This window comes from Planomonospora parontospora (assembly GCA_014647935.1).
Lineage (GTDB): Bacteria > Actinomycetota > Actinomycetes > Streptosporangiales > Streptosporangiaceae > Planomonospora > Planomonospora parontospora.
In genome coordinates this window covers 149,286-169,565 of record BMQD01000012.1, presented here as the reverse complement: position 1 = coordinate 169,565, position 20,280 = coordinate 149,286, and the positions used below count along the sequence as shown (strand labels likewise).

At 72.4% G+C, this 20,280-nt stretch carries 20 protein-coding genes and 2 pseudogenes; 14 read left to right on the top strand and 8 right to left on the bottom strand.

Translation table 11 applies throughout. From position 1 onward, the window contains the following. The first annotated feature begins 64 nt into the window (after window positions 1-64). From recD2 to ygiD, 4 genes are all read left to right on the top strand, one after another. Window positions 65-2,284 carry an SF1B family DNA helicase RecD2 gene (gene recD2, locus IEZ07_RS20070; RefSeq protein WP_191896138.1) on the top strand — a complete coding sequence of 740 codons (2,220 nt, stop codon included), beginning with the start codon at window positions 65-67 and terminating at the stop codon, window positions 2,282-2,284. A gap of 150 nt (window positions 2,285-2,434) precedes the next feature. Beyond that, complete coding sequence (locus tag IEZ07_RS20065; RefSeq protein WP_191896137.1) at window positions 2,435-3,406, top strand: GlxA family transcriptional regulator; 972 nt, start codon at window positions 2,435-2,437, stop codon at window positions 3,404-3,406. Continuing rightward, window positions 3,403-4,098, top strand: coding sequence for a DJ-1/PfpI family protein (locus tag IEZ07_RS20060; protein ID WP_239320261.1), 696 nt, complete (start codon window positions 3,403-3,405; stop codon window positions 4,096-4,098). Before IEZ07_RS20065 ends, IEZ07_RS20060 begins: the two co-directional genes overlap by 4 nt. 186 nt (window positions 4,099-4,284) lie before the next feature. Beyond that, window positions 4,285-5,157 (top strand): 4,5-DOPA-extradiol-dioxygenase, encoded by an 873-nt coding sequence (gene ygiD / locus IEZ07_RS20055; protein WP_239320263.1) that lies wholly within the window; start codon window positions 4,285-4,287, stop codon window positions 5,155-5,157. Here the strand turns inward: ygiD and IEZ07_RS35805 are convergent. Together IEZ07_RS35805 and IEZ07_RS36315 are read right to left on the bottom strand one after the other, a co-directional pair. Next, window positions 5,061-5,540 carry a cobalamin B12-binding domain-containing protein gene (locus tag IEZ07_RS35805; protein ID WP_239320288.1) on the bottom strand — a complete coding sequence of 160 codons (480 nt, stop codon included), beginning with the start codon at window positions 5,538-5,540 and terminating at the stop codon, window positions 5,061-5,063. The two genes, ygiD and IEZ07_RS35805, sit on opposite strands and share 97 nt — an antisense overlap. 130 nt (window positions 5,541-5,670) lie before the next feature. Then, a pseudogene (locus IEZ07_RS36315) lies at window positions 5,671-5,922 on the bottom strand (hypothetical protein); the annotation flags it as partial. 373 nt (window positions 5,923-6,295) lie between these two features. Between IEZ07_RS36315 and IEZ07_RS20045 the strand changes: the two are divergent. Continuing rightward, window positions 6,296-7,501: a L,D-transpeptidase gene (locus IEZ07_RS20045; protein WP_239320265.1), complete on the top strand. Its 1,206-nt coding sequence runs from the start codon at window positions 6,296-6,298 to the stop codon at window positions 7,499-7,501. Between the two features lie 136 nt (window positions 7,502-7,637). Here IEZ07_RS20045 and IEZ07_RS20040 read toward each other — a convergent pair whose 3' ends face one another. Then, a complete protein-coding gene (locus IEZ07_RS20040; RefSeq protein WP_191896135.1) occupies window positions 7,638-8,594 on the bottom strand; it encodes a radical SAM protein in 957 nt (318 codons plus the stop codon). Between the two features lie 209 nt (window positions 8,595-8,803). Between IEZ07_RS20040 and IEZ07_RS20035 the strand changes: the two genes are divergently transcribed. Next, window positions 8,804-9,367, top strand: a complete 564-nt coding sequence (locus tag IEZ07_RS20035) for a GNAT family N-acetyltransferase (protein WP_191896134.1) — start codon at window positions 8,804-8,806, stop codon at window positions 9,365-9,367. After that, on the top strand, window positions 9,364-9,771 hold the full coding sequence (locus tag IEZ07_RS20030) for a DUF952 domain-containing protein (protein ID WP_191896133.1): 408 nt from the start codon (window positions 9,364-9,366) through the stop codon (window positions 9,769-9,771). The genes IEZ07_RS20035 and IEZ07_RS20030 overlap by 4 nt, the downstream gene beginning before the upstream one ends. A 46-nt stretch (window positions 9,772-9,817) precedes the next feature. Here IEZ07_RS20030 and IEZ07_RS20025 read toward each other — a convergent pair whose 3' ends face one another. Further along, on the bottom strand, window positions 9,818-10,009 hold the full coding sequence (locus IEZ07_RS20025) for a DUF6203 family protein (RefSeq protein WP_191896132.1): 192 nt from the start codon (window positions 10,007-10,009) through the stop codon (window positions 9,818-9,820). A 155-nt stretch (window positions 10,010-10,164) separates the two neighbouring features. On the opposite strand from IEZ07_RS20025, the gene IEZ07_RS20020 reads away from it, so the two are divergent. The 3 genes from IEZ07_RS20020 to IEZ07_RS20010 all read left to right on the top strand — a co-directional run bounded on the left by IEZ07_RS20020 (window position 10,165) and on the right by IEZ07_RS20010 (window position 11,974). Beyond that, window positions 10,165-10,419, top strand: a complete 255-nt coding sequence (locus tag IEZ07_RS20020) for a hypothetical protein (protein ID WP_068904094.1) — start codon at window positions 10,165-10,167, stop codon at window positions 10,417-10,419. 162 nt (window positions 10,420-10,581) lie between these two features. Further along, complete coding sequence (locus IEZ07_RS20015) at window positions 10,582-11,466, top strand: MEDS domain-containing protein (protein WP_191896131.1); 885 nt, start codon at window positions 10,582-10,584, stop codon at window positions 11,464-11,466. Window positions 11,467-11,602: 136 nt separating this feature from the next. Continuing rightward, a complete protein-coding gene (locus tag IEZ07_RS20010) occupies window positions 11,603-11,974 on the top strand; it encodes an ATP-binding protein (protein WP_191896130.1) in 372 nt (123 codons plus the stop codon). Here the strand turns inward: IEZ07_RS20010 and IEZ07_RS20005 are convergent. Next, a complete protein-coding gene (locus IEZ07_RS20005; protein WP_373868867.1) occupies window positions 11,957-12,997 on the bottom strand; it encodes a tyrosine-type recombinase/integrase in 1,041 nt (346 codons plus the stop codon). The two genes, IEZ07_RS20010 and IEZ07_RS20005, sit on opposite strands and share 18 nt — an antisense overlap. Before the next feature lie 309 nt (window positions 12,998-13,306). On the opposite strand from IEZ07_RS20005, the gene IEZ07_RS20000 reads away from it, so the two are divergent. Next, the gene (locus IEZ07_RS20000) at window positions 13,307-14,980 is read left to right on the top strand and encodes an ATP-binding protein (protein WP_191896128.1); all 1,674 of its coding nucleotides are present in this window, start codon (window positions 13,307-13,309) and stop codon (window positions 14,978-14,980) included. 332 nt (window positions 14,981-15,312) lie between these two features. Here the strand turns inward: IEZ07_RS20000 and IEZ07_RS19995 are convergent, their stop codons facing one another. Beyond that, entirely contained in the window at window positions 15,313-15,576 is a 264-nt protein-coding gene (locus tag IEZ07_RS19995) for a prolyl oligopeptidase family serine peptidase (protein ID WP_191896127.1), read from the bottom strand. Beyond that, a pseudogene (locus IEZ07_RS19990) lies at window positions 15,531-16,205 on the bottom strand (hypothetical protein); the annotation flags it as partial. The pseudogene IEZ07_RS19990 and the gene IEZ07_RS19995, both read right to left, overlap by 46 nt. Window positions 16,206-16,594: 389 nt before the next feature. On the opposite strand from IEZ07_RS19990, the gene IEZ07_RS19985 reads away from it, so the two are divergent. Beyond that, window positions 16,595-16,972 carry a hypothetical protein gene (locus IEZ07_RS19985; protein ID WP_191896126.1) on the top strand — a complete coding sequence of 126 codons (378 nt, stop codon included), beginning with the start codon at window positions 16,595-16,597 and terminating at the stop codon, window positions 16,970-16,972. A gap of 126 nt (window positions 16,973-17,098) precedes the next feature. On the opposite strand, the gene IEZ07_RS19980 is transcribed toward IEZ07_RS19985, so the two are convergent. Further along, window positions 17,099-17,623, bottom strand: a complete 525-nt coding sequence (locus tag IEZ07_RS19980; RefSeq protein WP_068903911.1) for an Lrp/AsnC family transcriptional regulator — start codon at window positions 17,621-17,623, stop codon at window positions 17,099-17,101. Window positions 17,624-17,751: 128 nt separating this feature from the next. Between IEZ07_RS19980 and IEZ07_RS19975 the strand changes: the two genes are divergently transcribed. After that, the gene (locus IEZ07_RS19975) at window positions 17,752-18,438 is read left to right on the top strand and encodes a nitroreductase family protein (RefSeq protein WP_191896124.1); all 687 of its coding nucleotides are present in this window, start codon (window positions 17,752-17,754) and stop codon (window positions 18,436-18,438) included. Window positions 18,439-18,689: 251 nt separating this feature from the next. Further along, window positions 18,690-20,219 carry a glycosyl hydrolase family 18 protein gene (locus IEZ07_RS19970; RefSeq protein WP_191896123.1) on the top strand — a complete coding sequence of 510 codons (1,530 nt, stop codon included), beginning with the start codon at window positions 18,690-18,692 and terminating at the stop codon, window positions 20,217-20,219. The last annotated feature ends 61 nt before the right edge of the window (window positions 20,220-20,280 follow it).

The following is a 20,280-nucleotide window of genomic DNA, read 5'->3' as shown; positions in this document are numbered from 1 at the left end:
CGGCGCAGGGAGGGACCGGGAGACAGGAGACAGGATGTCGGGGATCTGCGGCACAATACCCGCCATGACCACTGCGGAGGCGCAGCGTCCCCCCGGCACCGTGCTGGAGGCGGTGCTGGAGCGCATCACCTACGCCAACGAGGAGACCGGCTACACGATCGCCCGGGTGGCCACCGAGCGGTCGGGGTCGGAGCTGCTGACCGTGGTGGGTCCGCTGCTGGGCGCGCAGGTCGGCGAATCCCTGCGGCTGACCGGCCGGTGGGGCTCGCACCCGCGCTACGGCCGCCAGTTCGAGGTGTGGTCCTACACCACGGTGCTGCCCGCCACCGTCCAGGGCATCCAGCGCTACCTCGGCTCCGGACTGATCAAAGGCATCGGGCCGAAGATGGCCGAGCGGATCGTCGGCCACTTCGGCACCGCGACCCTGGACGTCATCGAGACCGCCCCCGACCGCCTGGTCGAGGTCCCCGGCCTGGGCCCCAAGCGCACCAAGATGATCGCGGCCGCCTGGGAGGAACAGAAGATCATCAAAGAGGTGATGATCTTCCTGCAGGGGGTCGGGGTGTCCACCTCCATCGCGGTGCGCATCTTCAAGCAGTACGGCGACCGCTCCATCGAGGTCGTCAGGAGCGAGCCGTACCGGCTGGCCGACGACGTGTGGGGCATCGGCTTCAAGACCGCCGACACCATCGCCCAGGCCGTCGGCATCCCCCACGACAGCCCCGAGCGGGTCAAGGCGGGCCTGCGCTACACCCTGTCGCAGGCGGCCGACGACGGCCACTGCTACCTGCCGGCGCCCAACCTGATCGGCGACGCCGTCAAGATCCTCGACGTGCCCGCCGAGCTGACCGCCCGGTGCCTGGAGGAACTGGTCGCCGAAGAAGGCGTGGTCCGCGAGGAACTGCCCGCAGGCGACGTGACGGTCCCGGCGGTCTACCTGGTGCCGTTCCACCGCGCGGAGCTGTCGCTGGCCCGCTCGCTGCGGGCGCTGCTGGGCGCCGAGCACGACCGGCTGGGCGTCTTCGCCGGCGTCGACTGGCCGGTGGCCCTGCAGTGGCTGCGCGGCCGTACCGGCGCCGAGCTGGCCGCCGAGCAGGAGAAGGCGGTACGGCTGGCGCTGTGCGAGAAGGTCGCGGTGCTGACCGGCGGCCCGGGCTGCGGCAAGAGCTTCACCGTCCGCTCCATCGTCACCCTGGCCCGCGCCAAGAAGGCCAAGGTGATCCTGGCCGCGCCCACCGGCCGGGCCGCCAAGCGCCTGGCGGAGCTGACCGGCCACGAGGCGACCACCGTGCACCGGCTGCTGCAGCTGCGCCCCGGCGGGGACGCCACCTTCGACCGCGACAACCCGATCGACGCCGACCTCGTCGTCGTCGACGAGGCCTCCATGCTCGACCTGCTGCTGGCCAACAAGCTGGTCAAGGCCGTCGCGCCCGGCGCGCACCTGCTGTTCGTCGGCGACGTCGACCAGCTGCCGTCGGTCGGCGCCGGGGAGGTCCTGCGCGACCTGCTGGCCGCCGAGGAGGAGATCCCGCGGGTACGGCTGACCCACATCTTCCGCCAGGCCCAGGAGTCGGGCGTGGTCACCAACGCCCACCGGGTCAACACCGGCCTGATGCCCGCGCTGGAGGGCATGAAGGACTTCTTCCTGTTCCCGTGCGAGGAGCCGGAGGAGATCGCGGCGCTGACCGTCGACGTGGTCGCCAACCGCATCCCGCGCCGGTTCGGCCTGAACGCCCGCCGCGACGTGCAGGTGCTGGCGCCGATGCACCGCGGCGCGGCCGGCGCCGGCAACCTCAACACCGTGCTGCAGGAGGCGCTCACCCCGGCCCGCGAGGGCATGCCCGAGCGCCGCTACGGCGGGCGGGTGTTCCGCATCGGCGACAAGGTCACCCAGCTGCGCAACAACTACGACAAGGGCGCCGCCGGGGTGTTCAACGGCACCGTCGGCGTGGTGACCGACATCCGGCCCGACGACCACAGGCTGCTGGTGCGCACCGACGAGGACGAGGAGGTCGAGTACTCCTTCGACGAGCTCGACGAGCTCGCCCACGCCTATGCGGTCTCCATCCACCGCTCCCAGGGCAGCGAGTACCCCGCGGTGGTGATCCCGCTGGCCACCAGCGCGTGGATGATGCTCCAGCGCAACCTGCTCTACACCGCGATCACCCGCGCCAAGAAGCTCGTCGTCATCGTCGGCTCGCGCCGGGCGCTGGGCCAGGCGGTGCGCACCCGCGGCGCCGGGCGCCGCCACACCAGCCTGACCCACCGGCTCCGCCAGGGCTGACCGGGACCGCCGGGCCGCCCCGGTCCCGCTGCTCCCGCCCGGGAAACACCCCGCGGCTCGCCGGGGAACGCGCTGCGGAGAAGCGGCATGGCGCAATCTGCAATACCTGTGTCGTTGACGCCGGAGCGCCCCGCTGACCAGCATGGGGGCATGCACCGACGCGTCGTCCTCGTCGTCTTCGACGGCTTCCAGCTGCTCGACCTGGCCGGTCCGGCCGACGTGTTCGCCGTCGCCGGCCTGCTGACGCGCGGGGAGGGCTACCGCGTGGAGGTGGCCGCCACCCGGGCGGGAGCCGTACGGGCGCAGAACGGGATCGAGGTCACCGCGCAGACGGCGCTGGCCGACGTCGAAGGGCCGATCGACACGCTGCTGGTCACCGGCGGGCTGCCGGTGGTGGAGCGGTTGCGCGAGGAGGAGCTGCCCGGTCAGGTCGCGCGGCTGGCCTCCGGCGCCCGCAGGGTCGCGTCCGTCTGCACCGGGGCGTTCGTCCTGGCCGAGGCCGGTCTGCTCGGCGGCCGGCGCGCGACCACGCACTGGCTGATGGCCGGCGACCTGGCCGAGCGGTACCCGGACGTGCGGGTGGACGTCGACCCGATCTACGTCAGGGACGGCGAGGTGTGGACTTCGGCCGGGGTCAGCGCGGGAGTGGACCTCGCCCTGGCCCTCGTGGCCGACGACCACGGCCACGCCCTCGCCCGCGACGTCGCGTGCGGGCTGGTGGTGTACCTGCACCGGCCCGGCGGGCAGAGCCAGTTCAGCACCCAGCTGAACGCCCTGACCCCGCGCAGCGAACCGCTGCGGGAGGTGCAGGCGTTCATCGACGCCAACCCCGCCGGGAACCTGAGCGTGCCGGCCCTGGCGCGGCGCGCGGGGATGAGCGAGCGCCACTTCTCCCGCCTGTTCACCGAGCAGACCGGCCTGCCGCCCGGCCGCTACGTCGAGCGCAGCCGGGCCGACGCCGCCCGGCGGCTGCTGGAGGTCACCGGCCATCCGCTGGAACGGGTGGCCAGGGAGTCCGGTCTCGGTGTGCCCGAGACCCTCTACCGGGTCTTCCGCCGGCACTGGCGCGTCTCACCCGGCGACTACCGCCGCCGCTTCCACTCCGAGGAGAACCGACCGTGAACCCTTCGCCGACCCCTTCGCCGCAGCCCTCCGGCCGCCCCGCGGAGCCTGCCGCGCAGCGCTCCGGTCTGCAGGTCGTCATCCCGCTCTACCCGCGCTTCACCGCCCTGGACGCCGTCGGGCCGTACACCGTGCTGGCCTTCGCCCCCGGCTGCACGGTCACCTTCGCGGCGGCCGGACCGGGTCCCGTCGCCGACGACCGCGGCAGCCTCGCCCTGACGGCCGCCGCGTCCTACGCCGACCTGCCGGACCCGGACGTGATCGTCGTGCCCGGAGGGCCCGGGACCGCCGAGGCGCTGGCCGACGAGGCCCTGGTCGGCTGGATCGCCCGCGCCCACGAACGGACCCGCTGGACGGCCTCGGTGTGCAGCGGCTCGTTCCTGCTGGGCGCCGCCGGCCTGCTGAAGGGCCGCAGGGCCACCACCCACTGGGGATGGCTGGAGCACCTGGCGGGCTTCGGCGCCGAACCGGTGAGCGAGCGCGTGGTCGTGGACGGCAGGATCGTGACCGCGGCGGGCGTCTCCTCCGGCATCGACATGGCGCTGACCCTGCTGGCCCGGATGAGCGGCGAGGAGACGGCCCGCGCCGTGCAACTGGCCATCGAGTACGACCCGGACCCGCCCTTCGACAGCGGCTCGGCCAGGACGGCCCCGGCCGGCCTGGCCGAGAAGGCCATGAGCCTGATCGGCTGAACGGCCCGCCGGAAGGGCCCCTGCGGCCGTTCCCAGCAGGGAACGGCCGCAGGGGAGCGCCGGGAGGCCGGCCGGAGCGGGCGCCGCCCGGGGCGCGCCTGCGCGGCGGGCCGGCGCCGCCCGGTTAGGCTGACCGTGCGCCGGGCCGGACGGCCCAGGGGCCGGAGGAGCCGGACGGGGGCCGGGATGAGCAGCGACACCACGGCGGGCCCGATGCCGGCGGCGTTCATCGGGCATGGCAGCCCGATGAACGCCCTGGACGGCAACCGCTACACCCAGGCGTGGCGGGCCTTCGGCGAGGGGGTCCCGCGGCCGCGCGCCATCCTGGTGGTCTCGGCGCACTGGTACATCAACGCCACCGCCGTCACCGCCATGGCCCGTCCCCGCACCATCCACGACTTCTACGGCTTCCCCCGGCCCCTGTTCGACGTCGACTACCCCGCTCCCGGCCTGCCGGAGCTCGCCGCCGAGGTCGCCGACGCCGTCCACCCCACCTGGGTGGGCGCCGACGTCGACAGCTGGGGCATCGACCACGGCACCTGGTCGGTGCTGGTGCACGCCTTCCCCCGCGCAGACGTCCCCGTCGTGCAGCTGAGCATCAACGCCGACAAGGACTTCGACTACCACCTCGAGCTCGGCGCCCGGCTGGCGCCGCTGCGCGAGCGCGGCGTGCTCGTCATGGGCAGCGGCAACGTCGTGCACAACCTGCGCGGCATGGACGGCTCACTGCCCGATGCCGGCTACGACTGGGCGCGGCGCTTCGACGAGCAGGCCAAGGAGTCGATGCTCGCCGACCCCGTCGCCGTCGCCGCCCTCGACGGCCACCGCGACTTCGACCGCGCCGTCCCCACCCCCGACCACTTCCTGCCCCTGCTCTATCTGGCGGGCCTGGCCGGCGCCGACGGCGGCGGCACCGAGGTCCTGGTGGACGGGTACGCCTACGGCTCGCTGTCCATGACCGCCTACACCCTCGGCCTGGCCTGCCCGGGCGCCGGCGACGGCACCGTCCCGGCGCCGCCGCTGCCCGGCGACGTCCCGCCCGACGGATCGAACATCTGACAGGCCGCCGCGGCCTCCGCCAGCATGCGGCCGGCGCGCGGGAAGTCCCGCAATTCGCGGCCGAAGGCGGCCAGGCCCGCCGCCAGGGAAGTGAGCGGCACGCCCCGGGCCCGCAGCACACCGGCGGTCCAACCGACGAACTCGGTGAACAGGGAGGCGTCGTCGACCGGCCCCGAAGCCGCGCCCGCCGGCCAGGACGGCACGCCGACGGCCCGGCAGGCGGCGATGGTGGCGTGGGCGCGCGGCAGGCGGGTGGGCAGCGTGCAGCTGAGCGCGACCGTGTCGGGCCCGGCCTGGTGCAGGTGGGTGATCAGGTGCGGGCCCGGCACGCCGGCGCCCAGGAAGTCGACGTGCCAGCCGCGCAGGCGCAGGACCTCGGCCAGCAGGCGGGTGGGCAGCGCATGATACTCGCCGTCGGCGCAGGCGACGGTGATCCGGCCCCGGGCGGGTGCGTGCCGCGACGGCCGCCACGACGCGCTCGCTGATCGCGGTGGCCGCGTGCTCGCGGGCCACCGACCACGCGTCGGCGGCCCACAGTTCGCCGACGCGCCGCTGGGCCGGGGCGACCAGGACCAGCAGCGGCGCCGCGGGGTTGTCGGTCGACCTCCAGCAGGAACGCGGTGGCCCGGTGCCCGCCCGGCAGAGTGCCGCAGGAGCAGGAGCAGGGGCCGGCGGCCCGCGGAACACCGGGGACTCGAGGGGCGGTCCGGGAAGGCAGGCCGCCGCGGGAAGGGCGGGGCCGCCCCTCGCGCATCCCTCTGGCATGCCGGACCTTCCGTACGGGGTCATATCGGACCCGGTCGGCCTATCCTCCGATCATCGCGTGGCGGCCGGTACGCGGTGGAGGCGGTGCTGTGGGGTGTCGAGCCACCGGTTTCCGGGCCGGACCCTGCCCGCGACCCTGCCCGCGACCCGCCCGCGGCAGGGCCGCGGACGCCTCCGGGGGTGGCCTGCCGGTGGGCATATGGGGCCGGATTCATCTTGATGAGCCGGTGACTCCATGTCAACGGCCGCATGACCTTTGAATGTTACCCAAATGTGACACTTTCGGTCTGAACCCTGCACACCCCACGCGCATCTCCTATTAGTGTTTTTAGACGCAGTTTGCTGCCGTATGGGGGATGGGGTTGTGTTGAACGTGGGATCACGACGACTCAGGACGCCGCTGGCCGGACTGGCCGCGGCGGCCACGGCCGTGCTCGTCGCCTCCTGCTCCAGCGGATCGGCCGAGACGGCCCCCGTGGCGGACCGCAAGGACGCCGGCGCCGGCAACACCCAGGCCACCCCGGCCGCACCGGTCATAAAGATCAGCCCCGCCGAGGGCAGTACCACCGTCCGCCCGGACAAGAAGGTGGTCGTCACCGCCGCCGGCGGCCCCCTCGAGCAGGTCACCGTGGAAAGCGACGGCGAGCAGCTCGAAGGCGAGTTCGACGCCGCCCGCGGCAAGTGGGTCTCCACGGGGCCGCTCAAGCCCGCCAGCGACTACACCGTCTCGGCCACCGCCGCGGGCGGAGTCACCGCCAGCAGCTCCTTCACCACGCTCAAGCCGAAGATCGAGCTGGCCGTGGCGGACGTGACCCCCGCGGTCAAGGGGGAGAAGGTCGGCGTGGGGGCGCCGATCATCGTCAGGTTCAACCACCCCATCCCCTCCAAGGCGGGCAAGGCCAACGTCGAACGGGCCCTGCAGGTCGCGGCCGAGCACCCCGTCGAGGGTGCGTGGCGGTGGATCGACGACACCACCGTGATCTACCGCACCGCCAAGTTCTGGAAGGCCCACCAGAAGGTGACCTTCACCGCCCACCTCGAAGGAGTGCAGGGCGGCAAGGAGATGTACGGCACCAAGAACCTGACCAAGACCATCCGCATCGGCGCCGCCCAGATCTCGACCGTCGACACCCGCAAGAAGAACATGATCGTCAGGCGGGACGGCAAGATCATCAAGAAGATGCTGATCAGCGCCGGCATGGCCACCACCCGCGCCTACACCACCACCAGCGGCGTGCACCTGGTGATGGGCAAGTCCAACCCCGAACGGATGATCTCCCCGGGGTTCGAGAAGGGCCACCCCGAGTACTACGACGTCATGATCAACCATGCCGTCCGGTTCTCCAACAGCGGCGAGTACGTCCACGCCAAGAACAACGTCTGGGCCCAGGGCCGCCGCAACGTCAGCCACGGCTGCATCAACGCCCGCCCCGACCAGGCCAAGTGGTTCTACGAGAACGCCCAGCGCGGGGACGTGATCACCATCAAGGGCACCGACCGCGAGGTCGAGTGGAACAACGGCTGGAGCTACTGGCAGCTGTCGTTCAAGGAGTGGAAGAAGGGCAGCGCCCTGTCCTGACCGGCCGCGCCGCCGCCGGCCGGAACGTTCCCGCCGCCGGCGCGCACGGCAGCCGTACACGGAGCCGCGCCCGCGCCGCGAGCGCCCGCCGCCGGCGCGCCGGACGGTCCCGTCCACCGCCTCGGACGGGCGCTCTTCAGATGAGCGACAGCTGCCGCGCCGCCGCCGCCGGCGGCCTGCCCGCCGGCGGGCCCACCGCCAGGCCGTACCGGGCGGCCAGCGCCTCCACCTGACCGGCCACTCGCGCCGCGTAACCCGCCTCGACCTCGGCGCCCCCGCCGTACAGCTCCCCGTAACGGGCCACCAGCTCCGGATGCCGCTCGGCCAGCCATGACAGATACCACTCCCGGGCGCCCGGCGGCAGGCGCAGCACCTGCGGCTCCAGGCTCACCGCCCCCGCGGCGGCGATACGGCGCACGGTGGCGGCCAGCTGGTCGGGGGAGTCGGTCAACAGCGGCAGGACCGGCGCCATCGCCACCCCGCACACCACCCCCTGCTCGGCCAGCGCCGCCACCAGCTCCAGGCGCTTCTGCGCGCTGGGCGCCCCCGGCTCGACCGCCCGGCGCACCTGGTCGTCGACGAACGCCACCGACACCGCCACCCCCGCCCCGGCCGCCCCGGCCAGCACGGCGGCGTCCCGCAGCACCAGCGGGCTCTTCGTGCGCACCGTGAACGCCGCCCCCGCCTCGGCCAGCGCGGCCACCACCCCGGGCATCAGCCGGTAGAGCTCCTCGGCGTGCTGGTAGCAGTCACCGGTCAGGCCCACCGCGACCGGCGCCCCGTCCCACCTGCGGGCCAGCTCGGCCCGCAACCGCCGCACGATGTCGGTGCGCACCACGATCCGCGAATCGAAGTCGGCGCCGGAGTCCAGGCCCAGGTAGCGGTGCCCCCGCCGCGCCGGGCAGTAGCGGCACGCCTGCACGCACCCGCGGTACGGGTTGACCGCCCAGCCGCCGGGCACGGCCTCCAGCGCGGTGCGGGCCCGCACCTCGTAGCAGGTCAGCGCGCCATGGACCCGCCTCACCGCGGTGCGCTCGATCCGCGGCCGGGGGTCGGGCGCCTCGGCCACCAGCGCAGGGGAGTCCCATCCCATACGGCCCAGTGGAACACGCTTTCGACTCCGTCCGCAACCGGTTCACCGCGGAGCGGCCCCGCGCGCCGCCGCCGCGGCGAGGCCCGCCGGAAAACCTCCCCGGACCCCGCCGCCGCGACCACCGGCCCCTCCCGCCCCCGCGCCGCCCCGCGCCGCCGCGGGCCGCCGCGGGCCGCTCGCTCCCGCGCCGCGTGTCCTAGGCTGGCGGAGTGCTGAAACCCGCCTACCCGATCCGCACCGAGCGCCTCCTGCTGCGCCCCTTCACCCCCGGCGACCTGGACGCCCTGCACGCCGTCCAGTCGCTGCCCGACGTCACCCGCTACCTGTACTGGGGACCCCGCGACCGCGAGCAGGTCCGCGAGGCCCTGGAGGCCAAGACCGGCCAGACCGCGCTGCTCGACGAAGGCCAGGCACTGTCCCTGGCGGTGGAGGTCGCCGCCACCGGCGAACTGGCCGGCGACGCCCTGCTGTTCTGGCACAGCCGCGTCCACCGCTCCGGCGAGATCGGCTACGTCTTCCACCCCGACCACCACGGCCGCGGCTACGCCACCGAAGCCGCCCGCGCCCTGCTCGAACTCGCCTTCGACGGCCTGGACCTGCACCGCGTCGCCGCCCGCCTGGACGGCCGCAACACCGCCTCGGCCCGCGTGCTGGAACGCCTGGGCATGCGGCGCGAGGCCCACCTGGTGGAGAACGAGTGGGTCAAGGGCGAGTGGACCGACGAGCTGGTCTACGCGATCCTGCAGCGCGACTGGCGGCGCACGACCCGATGAACCGCACCGCGCACGACCCCGGGGGCGCCCCGCGGCACAGCCGCACGGCCGTTCCCGCACTCATCCTGCACCTGGCCCTGAGCGCCGACTGGCAGGCCGCCCGCGCCGCGGGGGAGTACCGCGTCTCCACGCTGGGCCGGACCCTGGAGCAGGAGGGCTTCATCCACGCCTGCGCCGACCGCGCCCAGCTGGACGGCGTCGCCGGCCGGTTCTACCGCGGCGTCACCGAACCGCTCACCCTGCTCACCGTCGACCCCCGGGGACTCGACGTCCGCATGGAGGCCCCGGCCGGCCCCGCTACCGACACCGGCCCCGCCCCCGCGTCCACCGAGGCCTTCCCGCACGTCTACGGGCCGATCCCCGTCCGCGCCGTCGTCTCCGCCACCCCGTTCACCCTCCCCTGACACCCCGCCCGGGCGCGGCACCGCCGCAGCGCGCCTCAAGCGCACCTCACCGGCGCGCCCGCACCCGGTCGACCGGCCGCCGGCCCGCCCGCCGCACACCGGAACCCCGCACCGCACCGGCCTGCGCCGCCCGCCGCCTCCTGCGCCGCCCCAGCAACCAGCCCGCACCCAGCACGGCCAGCCCCAGCGGAGTACGCGACAGCCACCGCGTGGCCACGATCTTCGCCAATCTCCTCATCGCCGTCCCCTGCCCGGCCCGGCCGCCCCTATGCGCGCCCAGGACGCGCCCGCCCGGTGAGACACCCCGCCGACCGGCTACCGCCGCGGCGGCGACCGGGATTGAATAGGCCGGTGTAAGACTGATCGGCACCGAGAAAGCGAGACCGCGCCCCCATGACCGACACGCTCTCCATCATCCTGCTGACCGTGCTGTTCGCAGTGCTGGTCATCGGCCTGATCCTGCTGGCCGTACGGCTGGCCCAGCGGCCCCGCAACGCCCTGCTCGGCAGCACCCTCAGCCCTGAACTGGTCGAACAGGTCCGCGAACTCAAGACCACCGGCCAGTTCGACCAGGCGGTCTTCATGGTGCGCGGCGAGACCGGGATGAGCCACCGCGCGGCCAGCCGCTTCGTCAAGAAGATCCACTGACCGGGCCCGGCACCCGGACCCCGCACGAACCACCGGCACCCGGCCGCCCCCGGCACCGTAGGATGAGACGGCCACCCCCGCTCCACCGGGCCCGCGACACCCCGGCAACCGCCGGTCCGACCACCCCGCCGACACCACCGCGCAGATCGCGAGGCCGCTCCGATGACAGCAGGCTCCCTGGTCCGCCAGGTCCGCGACGTGGAACCGGGCGACCACCTGTGCCTGCCCTTCTCCGACGACGCCGAGCAACGCGAAGTGGCCACCGCCTTCATCGCCGGCGGCCTGGCCCGCGGCGAACGCGTCCTGTACTTCACCGACCGGCGTGCCCCCGAGACCGTGCACTCCTGGCTGCCCGCCGACGACCTCGCCGCAGCCCTGCGCAGCGGGCGGCTGAGCGTGCGCACCGCCGAGGACAGCTACCTCGCCGCCGGCCGCTTCGACCCCGACGCCATGGTCACCGCCCTCAAAGAGGAGACCGAACGCAGCCTGCGCGACGGCTGCACCGGCCTGCGCGTGAGCGGCGAGATGAGCTGGGCCCTGCGCGACGTGCCCGGAGCCGAAGGACTCGAGGACTACGAACGCAAGGTCGCCGCCGTCTTCGCCACCGGCCTGTCCAGCGCCGTCTGCCAGTACGACACCCGCCTGTTCGGCCCCGCCCGCACCCGCGTCTTCACCTGCTGCCACCCCGGGGTCGTGGGCATGAACGCCCTCTACCACGACGGCCTCGTCCGCATCGTCCCCGCCTACCAGGCAGGCCACCGGACCATCCGCGTGACGGGCACCATCGACCAGAGCAACGCCCACGGACTCGCCGCCGCCCTGCAGACCGCCGCCGGCCGGCACGGAGACATCCACGTGGACCTGAGCGAGCTGGAGTTCATCGACGTCGCCGGCCTGCGCACCCTGGCCCTCGCCGCCGGCCGCCTCGACCCCGCCCGGCGGCTCCGGCTCCTACACCTGGCCCCCATGCTCCGCGACATCATGCACCTGGTCGGCTGGGACCGCGAACCACAACTGGTCCTGGCCACCGAAGCGGACCGCCCATGACCACCGACCAACGCACCGGGCCCGCCCACCACGCACCGATCCACGACTCCGACCAGGCCTTCCACGACACCCGCGACCACCGGCTCACCGACTCACCGACCACGGACACGGACACGGACACGGACACGGCGCCAGCATGTACTTCGACAGCGACCTGAGCAAGGTCCGAACCTTCGTCACCGCCCAAGCGGCGACCCTCGGCATATCGGACGACGACACCGAGCTCCTCGTCTTCGCCGTGAACGAGGTCGCCACCAACGCCGTCCAGCACGGCGGCGGAACAGGCGAGATACGGCTCCACCGCCACGAGGGCAAAATCATCTGCGACATCGGCGACCCCGGCCACCTGACCGGCGGCTTCACCGGCCCCCCGCCCCCCACCGAACCCCACCACGGCCGAGGCCTGTGGATCGTACGCCAGCTGTGCGACCTCGTCGAGATCCACACCCACCGGCCCGGCACCGTGGTCCGCCTCCACCTCACCCTCACCTCAGCCGCCCAGAGCTGAAGCCCCGTCCCCGCCCGCCGCGGCCGGACCGGCCAGCAACCGGTCCAGCACGCCGTACGCCGGATTGCCCTGCGCGGCCCGCCGCACCTCACGAGCCGACGACGCCACATACGCCTGCCCCGTCACGATGGACGAATGCCCCAGCAACTCCATCAGCTCGTGCGCCGACGCCCCCCGCTCCGCCAACCGCGTCGCGAACTCATGCCGCAGCGCATGCACCAGCGTGCCCCGCTGCACCCGATCATGAACACCTGCGTACCGGTAGCACTGGCGCACGAGATACTGCAGCCCGCCCCGCCGCAACGGCTCACCCGCCGTGTCCACCAGCAACGCCGCCGACCGCGGCAGCGAAGCGAGCCCGAACCGCTCCATCCGGCTGCGCAGATAACGCTCGACCAGCTGCTCCACCGGAGGCTCGATCGGCAGCGACCGCGTCCGGCCGCCCTTGCCCAGCACCTGAACCCGCCGATCACCGGGAGAACCCCCGATCGACCCCAGCGTCAGCCCCAGCAGCTCCGCCGACCGCATCCCCGTCACCAGCGCCAGCCCCAGTACCACCAGATCCCGCTCCACCCACGGATCACGCGCCTTGCGGGCCCCCGCCGCGATCCGTTCCAGCAGCGTCGCCGACGCCGTACCGTCCCCCAGGAACGGCTTCGGCGCCTTGGCCGGCTGCCTCGGCCGGGGGACCGCCGCCATCGGATTGCCCTCCAGCAGCCCTTCCGCCACGCAGAAGGTCAGGAACTGGTTCCACGCACTCCACGCCCGGTTGACACTGGCCGCCGACCGGGGCTGCGAGAACTCCGCGAACGCCCCCCGCACCAGCCGGCCCGCCAGCGCCCTGACCTCCAGATCCGCCACCGGCACACCCGCCAGCCCCGCCGCGATCTCCGCCACCAGCCGCAGATCCCGCTCATAACCCGCCACCGTGTTCACCGACAGCTTCTTCGCCCGCAGCGAGGACAAGAACTCCGCCACAGCCTCCGGCACCCGCAGGAGCACCAGCGGATCACCACCCACCACAGCCTCCATCCGCTACGACGGCCTCCCACCACGCTGGGCAGAATTATGCACCGGCCGACCGGCCGACCGGCGCGACGCCACCCCCCGCCCCCACGGCCCTGCCCGCAGACGGCATACCGGAACGCGAGCAGGGAAGGCTCCCGCTTACGGACCCAGACCGCACCCAGCCCGCCCCCGCGCAGGCCGCCGAAGACCCACCGACCACCACATGAACCGACCCCGCCCCGCCCACTCGCCCGCCACCGCCGCCCACCGGCCCCGATCCGCCCGGCCCGACCCACCCGCCTCCCGGAAGTGAGGAGAACGGCCATGCCGGACACCGACCGGGAGAAAGCACTGGTGGAACTGCTCGACAGCACCACCGACTCGGTGCGGGCCGCCGACGAGCTCGAACCCGCCGCCCGGGCCGCACTCGAGGCCGTCTGCAAACTGACCGGCTGGCCCCTGGGCCACCTGTGCGTCCCCGCCGGATCCAGAGACGAGTTCGTCTCCTCCGGCATCTGGGTCGGCACCGCCGAAGAGTTCCCCGGCCTGCGCGAGGTCACCGCCCGCACCGTCTTCACCAGCGGCGCCGGCATCGTCGGCAGAGTCGCCGCCACCGGCGAACCCGTCTGGTCGCACGACGTCAACCGCGACCCCAACTTCGTACGGGCCCACCAGGGCGCCGACCTCGGAGTGGGAGCCGCGTTCGCCTTCCCCGTCATGGCCGCCGACGGCGTCGTGGCCGTACTCGAATTCTTCTCCACCCGCACCGTCCCACCCGATGCGCCGCTGATGCGCGTCATGGCCAACCTCGGACACCAGCTCGGCCGCGTCGTCGACCGGCGGCGAGCACGCGAAGCACTGGAAGCCAGCCGGGCCCGCACCGAGCAGATGATCGAAACCTCGGTCGAGGCGTTCATCGCCATGGACTCCGCCGGCCGCATCATCGGCTGGAACGCCGCAGCCGAACACATGTTCGGAATACCCTGTGGTGAAGCCCTCGGACGCATACTCGCCGACACGATCATCCCGCCTCGCTACCGCGCCGCCCACCGCGACGGCCTCAACCGCTTCCTCACCACCGGACGCCCCAAAGTCCTCAACCGGCGCTTCGAGATCACCGCCCAGCGCCCCGACGGCACCGAATTCCCCATCGAACTCGCCATCTGGCCCATCCGCGACCAAGACCAGTGGCTCTTCAACGCCTTCCTGCACGACATCACCGACCGCCGCCGCGCCGAAGAGGCCCTGCGCGCCGCCTACGAACAGGAGCAGGCCACCGTCACCCGGCTCAAGGAACTCGACCAGGCCAAGAACGACTTCATCGCCACCGTCTCCCACGAACTGCGCACCCCGCTGACCGCCATCAGCGGCTACCTGGAAATGCTCCTGGAAGGAGACGCCGGACCGGTGCCCGCCTCCCAGCAGCGCATGCTCAACGCGATGGCGGGCGGCGCCGCCCGCCTCCACCACCTGGTCGAAGAACTCCTCACCGCCAACACCATCGACACCGGCAAACTCCTCATCACCCCCGAACCCGTACACGTCCGCGCCGTCATCGACCGGGCCCTGCAATCCACCGCAGAGCTCACCCAACGCCACCGCCACACCATCGACGTCCACCTCGACGACGACGTCGGACACATCCACGCCGACCGCGCCCACCTGGCAGACGCACTCCGCGCACTGCTGTCCAACGCGATCAAAGCATCACCCCCCGGCGCGACCGTCACTGTGCACGCCTCCACCGCCGGCCGCACCACGTCCATCTCCGTGACCGACACCGGTGTCGGCATCCCCGCCGAGGAACTGCCCCTGGTCTTCGACCGCTTCTACCGCACCCGCCTGGCCGCCGAACAGGCCGTCCAGGGCATCGGCCTGGGCCTGACCATCGCCCGGTCCATCGCCGAAGCGCACGGCGGGATCATCACCGCCACCAGCACCCTCGGTGAGGGCTCCACCTTCACCCTCACCCTGCCCACCACACCCCAGGCACCGTGAACCGCGGACGCGACCACCCCAGCGCCCCGCCCCCCGACCACAGGCCCGGCAGGAAAGGAAATCCACACGACACCACCGCCACCCCGCACGATGAAAACGGATGACCGCTGGTCAGGAAGGATCGACCGGCCGTCATCAGCGCGTCCTCACGCAGCGTGCCGTTGCCGACCGCACCAGAGACACAGTGCCACAGCACCCGGGGGGAGCAGGGCGGCCATGCCGCACCCAGGCGGTCGGGACGAAGGCCGAGCGTCACACGCAGCCCGGGACCGACCGGGCCGCGACGTGGCTGAGGGGGCGTGCGCGTGCCGTACCCGGCATGTCCGTCGTCATCATGACCCGTCGGCCTCCTTACGCTCGCCGCGCCCGGCCTCGTGCCACTGACGGCCGTAAGCGCCGCCGCCGCGCAGGTGCGCGACGGCGTAGACACCGCCACGCTCGTACCAGGCGAGCATCTCGGGACGGAACTCCGGCAGGTCGATGCCGGTGAGCACGGCCGGGTTGTCGCCGTCCAGTTCCAGGTCCTTATGGTGGATGACGGTGAGCGGGATCAGCGTCCCGTCCCGCGCGGGCGCGTGCAGGGTGCGGGCGTGCACGTCGCCGAAGTCCAGACGATCGCCAGCATCCACTCGCCGTGCGGCGGCACCACGAGAAAAGGCCGGTCGCGCGGGGTCAGCTCGATGTGGGGGTTGAGGCCGCGGGCCAGCACCACCGCATCCTGCGCCGGGTCGGCGCTCAGGTGATGGGAGCGGCTGTCCAACAGGTGCTGCTCCGGATAGCGGTGATAGACGAACGACCGGCCATCTTCCAGCCGGCTCAGGAAGGCGAAACGCGTCGTGGGCGGGATCGACTCCCGCAGGGCTCCCGAATCGGCGTCGATCACGTGGATGGAGCCGTTCTCCGACCCGGAGGCGGAGACGGCGCAGGCGACGTGGCGGCCGTCGGGGGAGGGGACGTACCAGTCGATGGCGTGATGCCCGTCGCCGGGCACCGTGCCGGGATCGAACAGGACCCTGCGCGCTCCGCCGGCCTCGGTCACCGTCAGCACCGGCACACGGGCGTCCGGCTCGCGCACCAGGGCGAAGACCCGGTCGGCCGCCATCGCCAGGCCGAAGTGCTGCGTGAGCTCACCGCCGAGTTCGCGGATCCGGGTCAGAATGCCGGCGCGGTGCGGCAGCGCGTCCAGGTGCTCGCGGGCGTGCCTGGCCTGGCCGTCCAGCCAGTGGCGGAACTCCTCGCCTCCGGGTTTCCATCCGCCGGTAGGGGTCTTCGAGGGTGATGCCGTGCAGGGTCTCGCGCACGACGTCCACCCGGGCGATCGGGGGTTCGGTGATGTCGCTCATAGGCGCGTGATCATATGCCGGAGATCCGGCGACCCGTCGGACATTGGATCACGCGTCCCTCCGCCTCGGCGCGGAGGACGAAGTGGATGAGGGAGGGGTTCATCTTTGATGCATAAGTGCGATTATGCATCAAACATGCTCCGATCGGCGGGACGATCGGGGCGCCTTCCGGGGTAACCTCGCATTCCCGGGGAGAAACCCGCGCTGCCGGCGGATCCACGCACCGGCACCCGCCCCGGCGGGAAAGCGTCCCATCCACGAAGGAGGACGGATGACAGCGGCGCGAGTCCTGGTGATCGGCCTCGATCCCGCCGGAATCCAGGGCTGGGATCCGGAGCCGGTCCAGGCGGCGATCGCCCGCGGCCGGGCCCGTTTCGACGATCACGACCTCGAGGCCGACTGGTGCCTGGTGGCCCTCGACGAGAACCCCGAAGGGGCGATCACGCAGGCGCTGACCGGCGCGGACTACGGCTGTGTGGTGATCGGAGGCGGCATCCGCGGGCACGAACCGCTGCTCGAACTGTTCGAGAAGGTGATCAATCTGGTGCGCCGGCACGCGCCCGAGGCGGCCATCGCCTTCAACCGCGGCCCCGAGGACTGCGCCGACGCGGCTCTGCGGTGGCTGCGCCGGCCCGGCGGGACCGGTTGAAGGCGCTGCGCCGTCTCCCGATGCGGACTTCCGGCCCATCATCTCTCATACCGGACAGAAGCTGAATTCTGTCCGGTATAAGAGATTCAAGCGGATCTCCCCTGCCTCCGGAGAAAGGGACGAAGATCACGAGCGGTCCGTTGCCGGACCGCTGCGTCCGACCGCCGCATCTGGCGCCGTCGCGCTGTCGGCCAAGGGCTGGACGCGGTGGGCGACCACGGTGGACAGGGCGATCACGGTACTGCTCCGCCGTACACCCGGGATGGCCAGCGCGCGGTCGATGACCTCCCGGACGTGCTCGTGGTCCCGGCCGGCGATCCGGCACCAGACGTCACCGGGACCGGTGACGATGTGGGCCTCCAGCACCTCGGGAATCGCCGTGAGCGCGGCGGAGATCCCGGCGCGGGAGACCTGCTCCACCTCCAGCGTGGTGAAGGCCTGCACCGGGTAGCCCAGGGCATCCGGGGAGAGATTCGGGCCGAAGTCGGTGATGACGCCGTCGGTGACCATGCGGTCCAGCCGGGCCGAGACGGTGCCCCGGGCGACGCCCAGGAGGCGGGCGATCTCCAGCAGACCGGTCCGCGGACGCGCCCTGATCAGCTGGAGCAGTCTGCGGTCGAGGTCGTCCAGGCCCCTCCTGCGTGCTGCCAATCTGCCCACCTCCATGGTGCCGGGCCTCGCCGGAACGGTCGATTCGTCAGTATGGCGGCCCGTGTGTTGCCCGGATCGTGAGGGTGTTCCAGACTACGCCGGCAGATCCGGCAGCGATGGAGGCCCTCATGGCGCGACAGCACTCCCACCCGTTCGTCCCCTACCGGCCCGACCGCCGTCCCGGAGCGGAGATGGTCGCCCGGGGCCGGGAGTTCTTCGAGCACATGGACCGGCGGCGGAGCGTGCGCTTCTTCAGTGACGAGCCGGTCCCCCGCGAGTGCGTCGAACTGGCGGTCAGGACCGCGAACACCGCGCCGTCGGGCGCGCACCAGCAGCCGTGGACGTTCGCGGTCATCGGTGATCCGCAGACGAAGCGGCGGGTCAGGGAGGCCGCGGAGGTCGAGGAGCGGGAGAACTACGAGGGCGGGCGGCTGACCCCGGAGTGGCGCGAGGCTCTGGCCCCGCTGGAGACGGGCTCCGACAAGGGCTATCTGGAGGTCGCGCCGTGGCTGGTGGTCTGCTTCGCGGAAAAGTACGGCGTGCGCCCCGACGGCACCCGGGTCAAGCACTACTACGTCAACGAGAGCGTCGGCATCGCCTGCGGGTTCTTCATCGCCGCGCTGCACGCCATGGGGCTGTCCACGCTCACCCACACGCCCAATCCGATGGCGTTCCTCACCCGTATCTGCGGGCGGCCGGCCAATGAGCGGCCCTACATTCTGTTCCCGGTCGGTTACGCCGCGCTTGACGCCGAGGTGCCCGATCTGGCCCGCAAGCCGCTCGACCGGGTGATGGTGGAGGTCTCCGGTGCGTGAGGGCGCCGGCCTGCCGTGTTCTCCGCCTGGCACCGGCCGGTGCGGTCCGTGCCGGTCGGTGCTCGTGGTCTGGGCGCGTGCGGTGTGAGCGCGCCTGAGCCGTCGTCTCTGGGACGTGATCGGCCGTCGGCCATGGACATCGGGGCGGCTTGTTCCGATAATTCATTGAATCTACGGATCGCGACTTCCGTCATCGCGGCTCCCCCGTCAATTCCCGGTGTTCCTGCGGCCGGGTGACAGAAGGGCTGCCCATGAAACGGATCTCCCGCCTGCTGACGCTCGCGGTCTCGCTCCTGCTGGTGGTGGTCGCGGGCACGCTCGTCACGCGGGCGCAGGCCCACGCGGCCAACCTGCTCGGTAATCCCGGCTTCGAGAGCGGGACCCTCTCCCCCTGGACCTGTGCGGGAGGGCTGGGATCGGTGACCGGCTCCCCGGTCCGCTCCGGCACGAAGGCGCTCGCCGGCGCGGCGGGGGGCTCCGACACCGCCCGGTGCACCCAGACGGTGCCCGTACGGCCCGGCACCGCCTACACGCTGAGCGCCTGGGTGCGGGGCAGCCACGTCTACCTCGGCGTGACCGGCGGCGCTTCCGCCTGGACCTCGTCGGCGCAGGCCTACACGCGGCTCACCGTCTCCTTCACCACCGCGGCCGGCCAGACCAGTGCCACGGTCTATCTGCACGGCTGGTACGGGCAGGGGACCTACTATGCCGACGACGTCGACCTGGACGGGCCCGGAGGCACCCCGACCGTCTCCCCCACTCCGACGGTCTCCCCCACGGTTTCCTCCACTCCGACGGTCTCTGCGACGCCGTCTCCGACGGAAGGCACCTGCCCGGTGAAGGCCAGGCCCGCCGGTAAGGTCCTCCAGGGCTACTGGGAGAACTGGGACGGCGCGGTGAACGGTGTGCACCCGCCGTTCGGCTGGACGCCGATCACCGATCCCCGTATCCGGCAGCACGGTTACAACGTCGTCAACGCCGCGTTCCCGGTCATCCGCTCCGACGGCACCGTGCTGTGGGAGGACGGCATGGACTCCACCGTGAAGGTGGCCACCCCGGCCGAGATGTGCCAGGCCAAGGCCGCGGGGCTGACGATCCTGATGTCCATCGGCGGGGCGACCGCCGGTATCGACCTGGGTTCCAGCGCCGTCGCCGACCGTTTCGTGGCGACCGTCGTGCCGATCCTGAAGAGGTACAACTTCGACGGTATCGACATCGACATCGAGACCGGCCTCACCGGCAGCGGGGACATCGGCCGGCTCTCGCCCTCGCAGAGCAACCTCATCCGCATCATCGACGGGGTGCTCGCCCAGATGCCGCCGGAGTTCGGCCTGACCATGGCTCCGGAGACGGCCTACGTCACCGGTGGCAGCGTGACGTACGGTTCCATCTGGGGCGCCTATCTGCCGATCATCAAGAAGTACGCGGACAACGGCCGCCTGTGGTGGCTGAACATGCAGTACTACAACGGGAGCATGTACGGCTGCTCCGGTGACTCCTACTCCGCGGGCACGGTCCAGGGTTTCACCGCGCAGACCGCCTGCCTGAACGACGGGCTGGTCGTGCAGGGCACCACGATCAGGGTGCCCTACGACAAGCAGGTCCCCGGTCTGCCTGCCCAGCCCGGCGCCGGGGGCGGTTACATGTCGCCCGCTCTGGTCGCCCAGGGCTGGAACGCCTTCGACGGCGGTCTCAAGGGTTTGATGACCTGGTCCGTCAACTGGGACGGCTCGAGGGGCTGGACCTTCGGTGACAACGTCAGGTCTCTGCAGGGGCGTTAGCCGAGGGTGTGTTCCCGGCCCGCGGGAGGGCGGCTTCCCGCGGGCCGGCGGGGGCGGGCCT

Coding starts and splice junctions, on each gene's coding strand:
- recD2 (WP_191896138.1), top strand. CDS start 65: ATGACCACTGCGGAGGCGCAGCGTCCCCCCGGCACCGTGCTGGAGGCG.
- IEZ07_RS20065 (WP_191896137.1), top strand. CDS start 2,435: ATGCACCGACGCGTCGTCCTCGTCGTCTTCGACGGCTTCCAGCTGCTC.
- ygiD (WP_239320263.1), top strand. CDS start 4,285: ATGAGCAGCGACACCACGGCGGGCCCGATGCCGGCGGCGTTCATCGGG.
- IEZ07_RS20040 (WP_191896135.1), bottom strand. CDS start 8,594: ATGGGATGGGACTCCCCTGCGCTGGTGGCCGAGGCGCCCGACCCCCGG.
- IEZ07_RS20030 (WP_191896133.1), top strand. CDS start 9,364: ATGAACCGCACCGCGCACGACCCCGGGGGCGCCCCGCGGCACAGCCGC.
- IEZ07_RS20025 (WP_191896132.1), bottom strand. CDS start 10,009: ATGAGGAGATTGGCGAAGATCGTGGCCACGCGGTGGCTGTCGCGTACT.
- IEZ07_RS20020 (WP_068904094.1), top strand. CDS start 10,165: ATGACCGACACGCTCTCCATCATCCTGCTGACCGTGCTGTTCGCAGTG.
- IEZ07_RS20015 (WP_191896131.1), top strand. CDS start 10,582: ATGACAGCAGGCTCCCTGGTCCGCCAGGTCCGCGACGTGGAACCGGGC.
- IEZ07_RS20010 (WP_191896130.1), top strand. CDS start 11,603: ATGTACTTCGACAGCGACCTGAGCAAGGTCCGAACCTTCGTCACCGCC.
- IEZ07_RS20000 (WP_191896128.1), top strand. CDS start 13,307: ATGCCGGACACCGACCGGGAGAAAGCACTGGTGGAACTGCTCGACAGC.
- IEZ07_RS19985 (WP_191896126.1), top strand. CDS start 16,595: ATGACAGCGGCGCGAGTCCTGGTGATCGGCCTCGATCCCGCCGGAATC.
- IEZ07_RS19975 (WP_191896124.1), top strand. CDS start 17,752: ATGGCGCGACAGCACTCCCACCCGTTCGTCCCCTACCGGCCCGACCGC.
- IEZ07_RS19970 (WP_191896123.1), top strand. CDS start 18,690: ATGAAACGGATCTCCCGCCTGCTGACGCTCGCGGTCTCGCTCCTGCTG.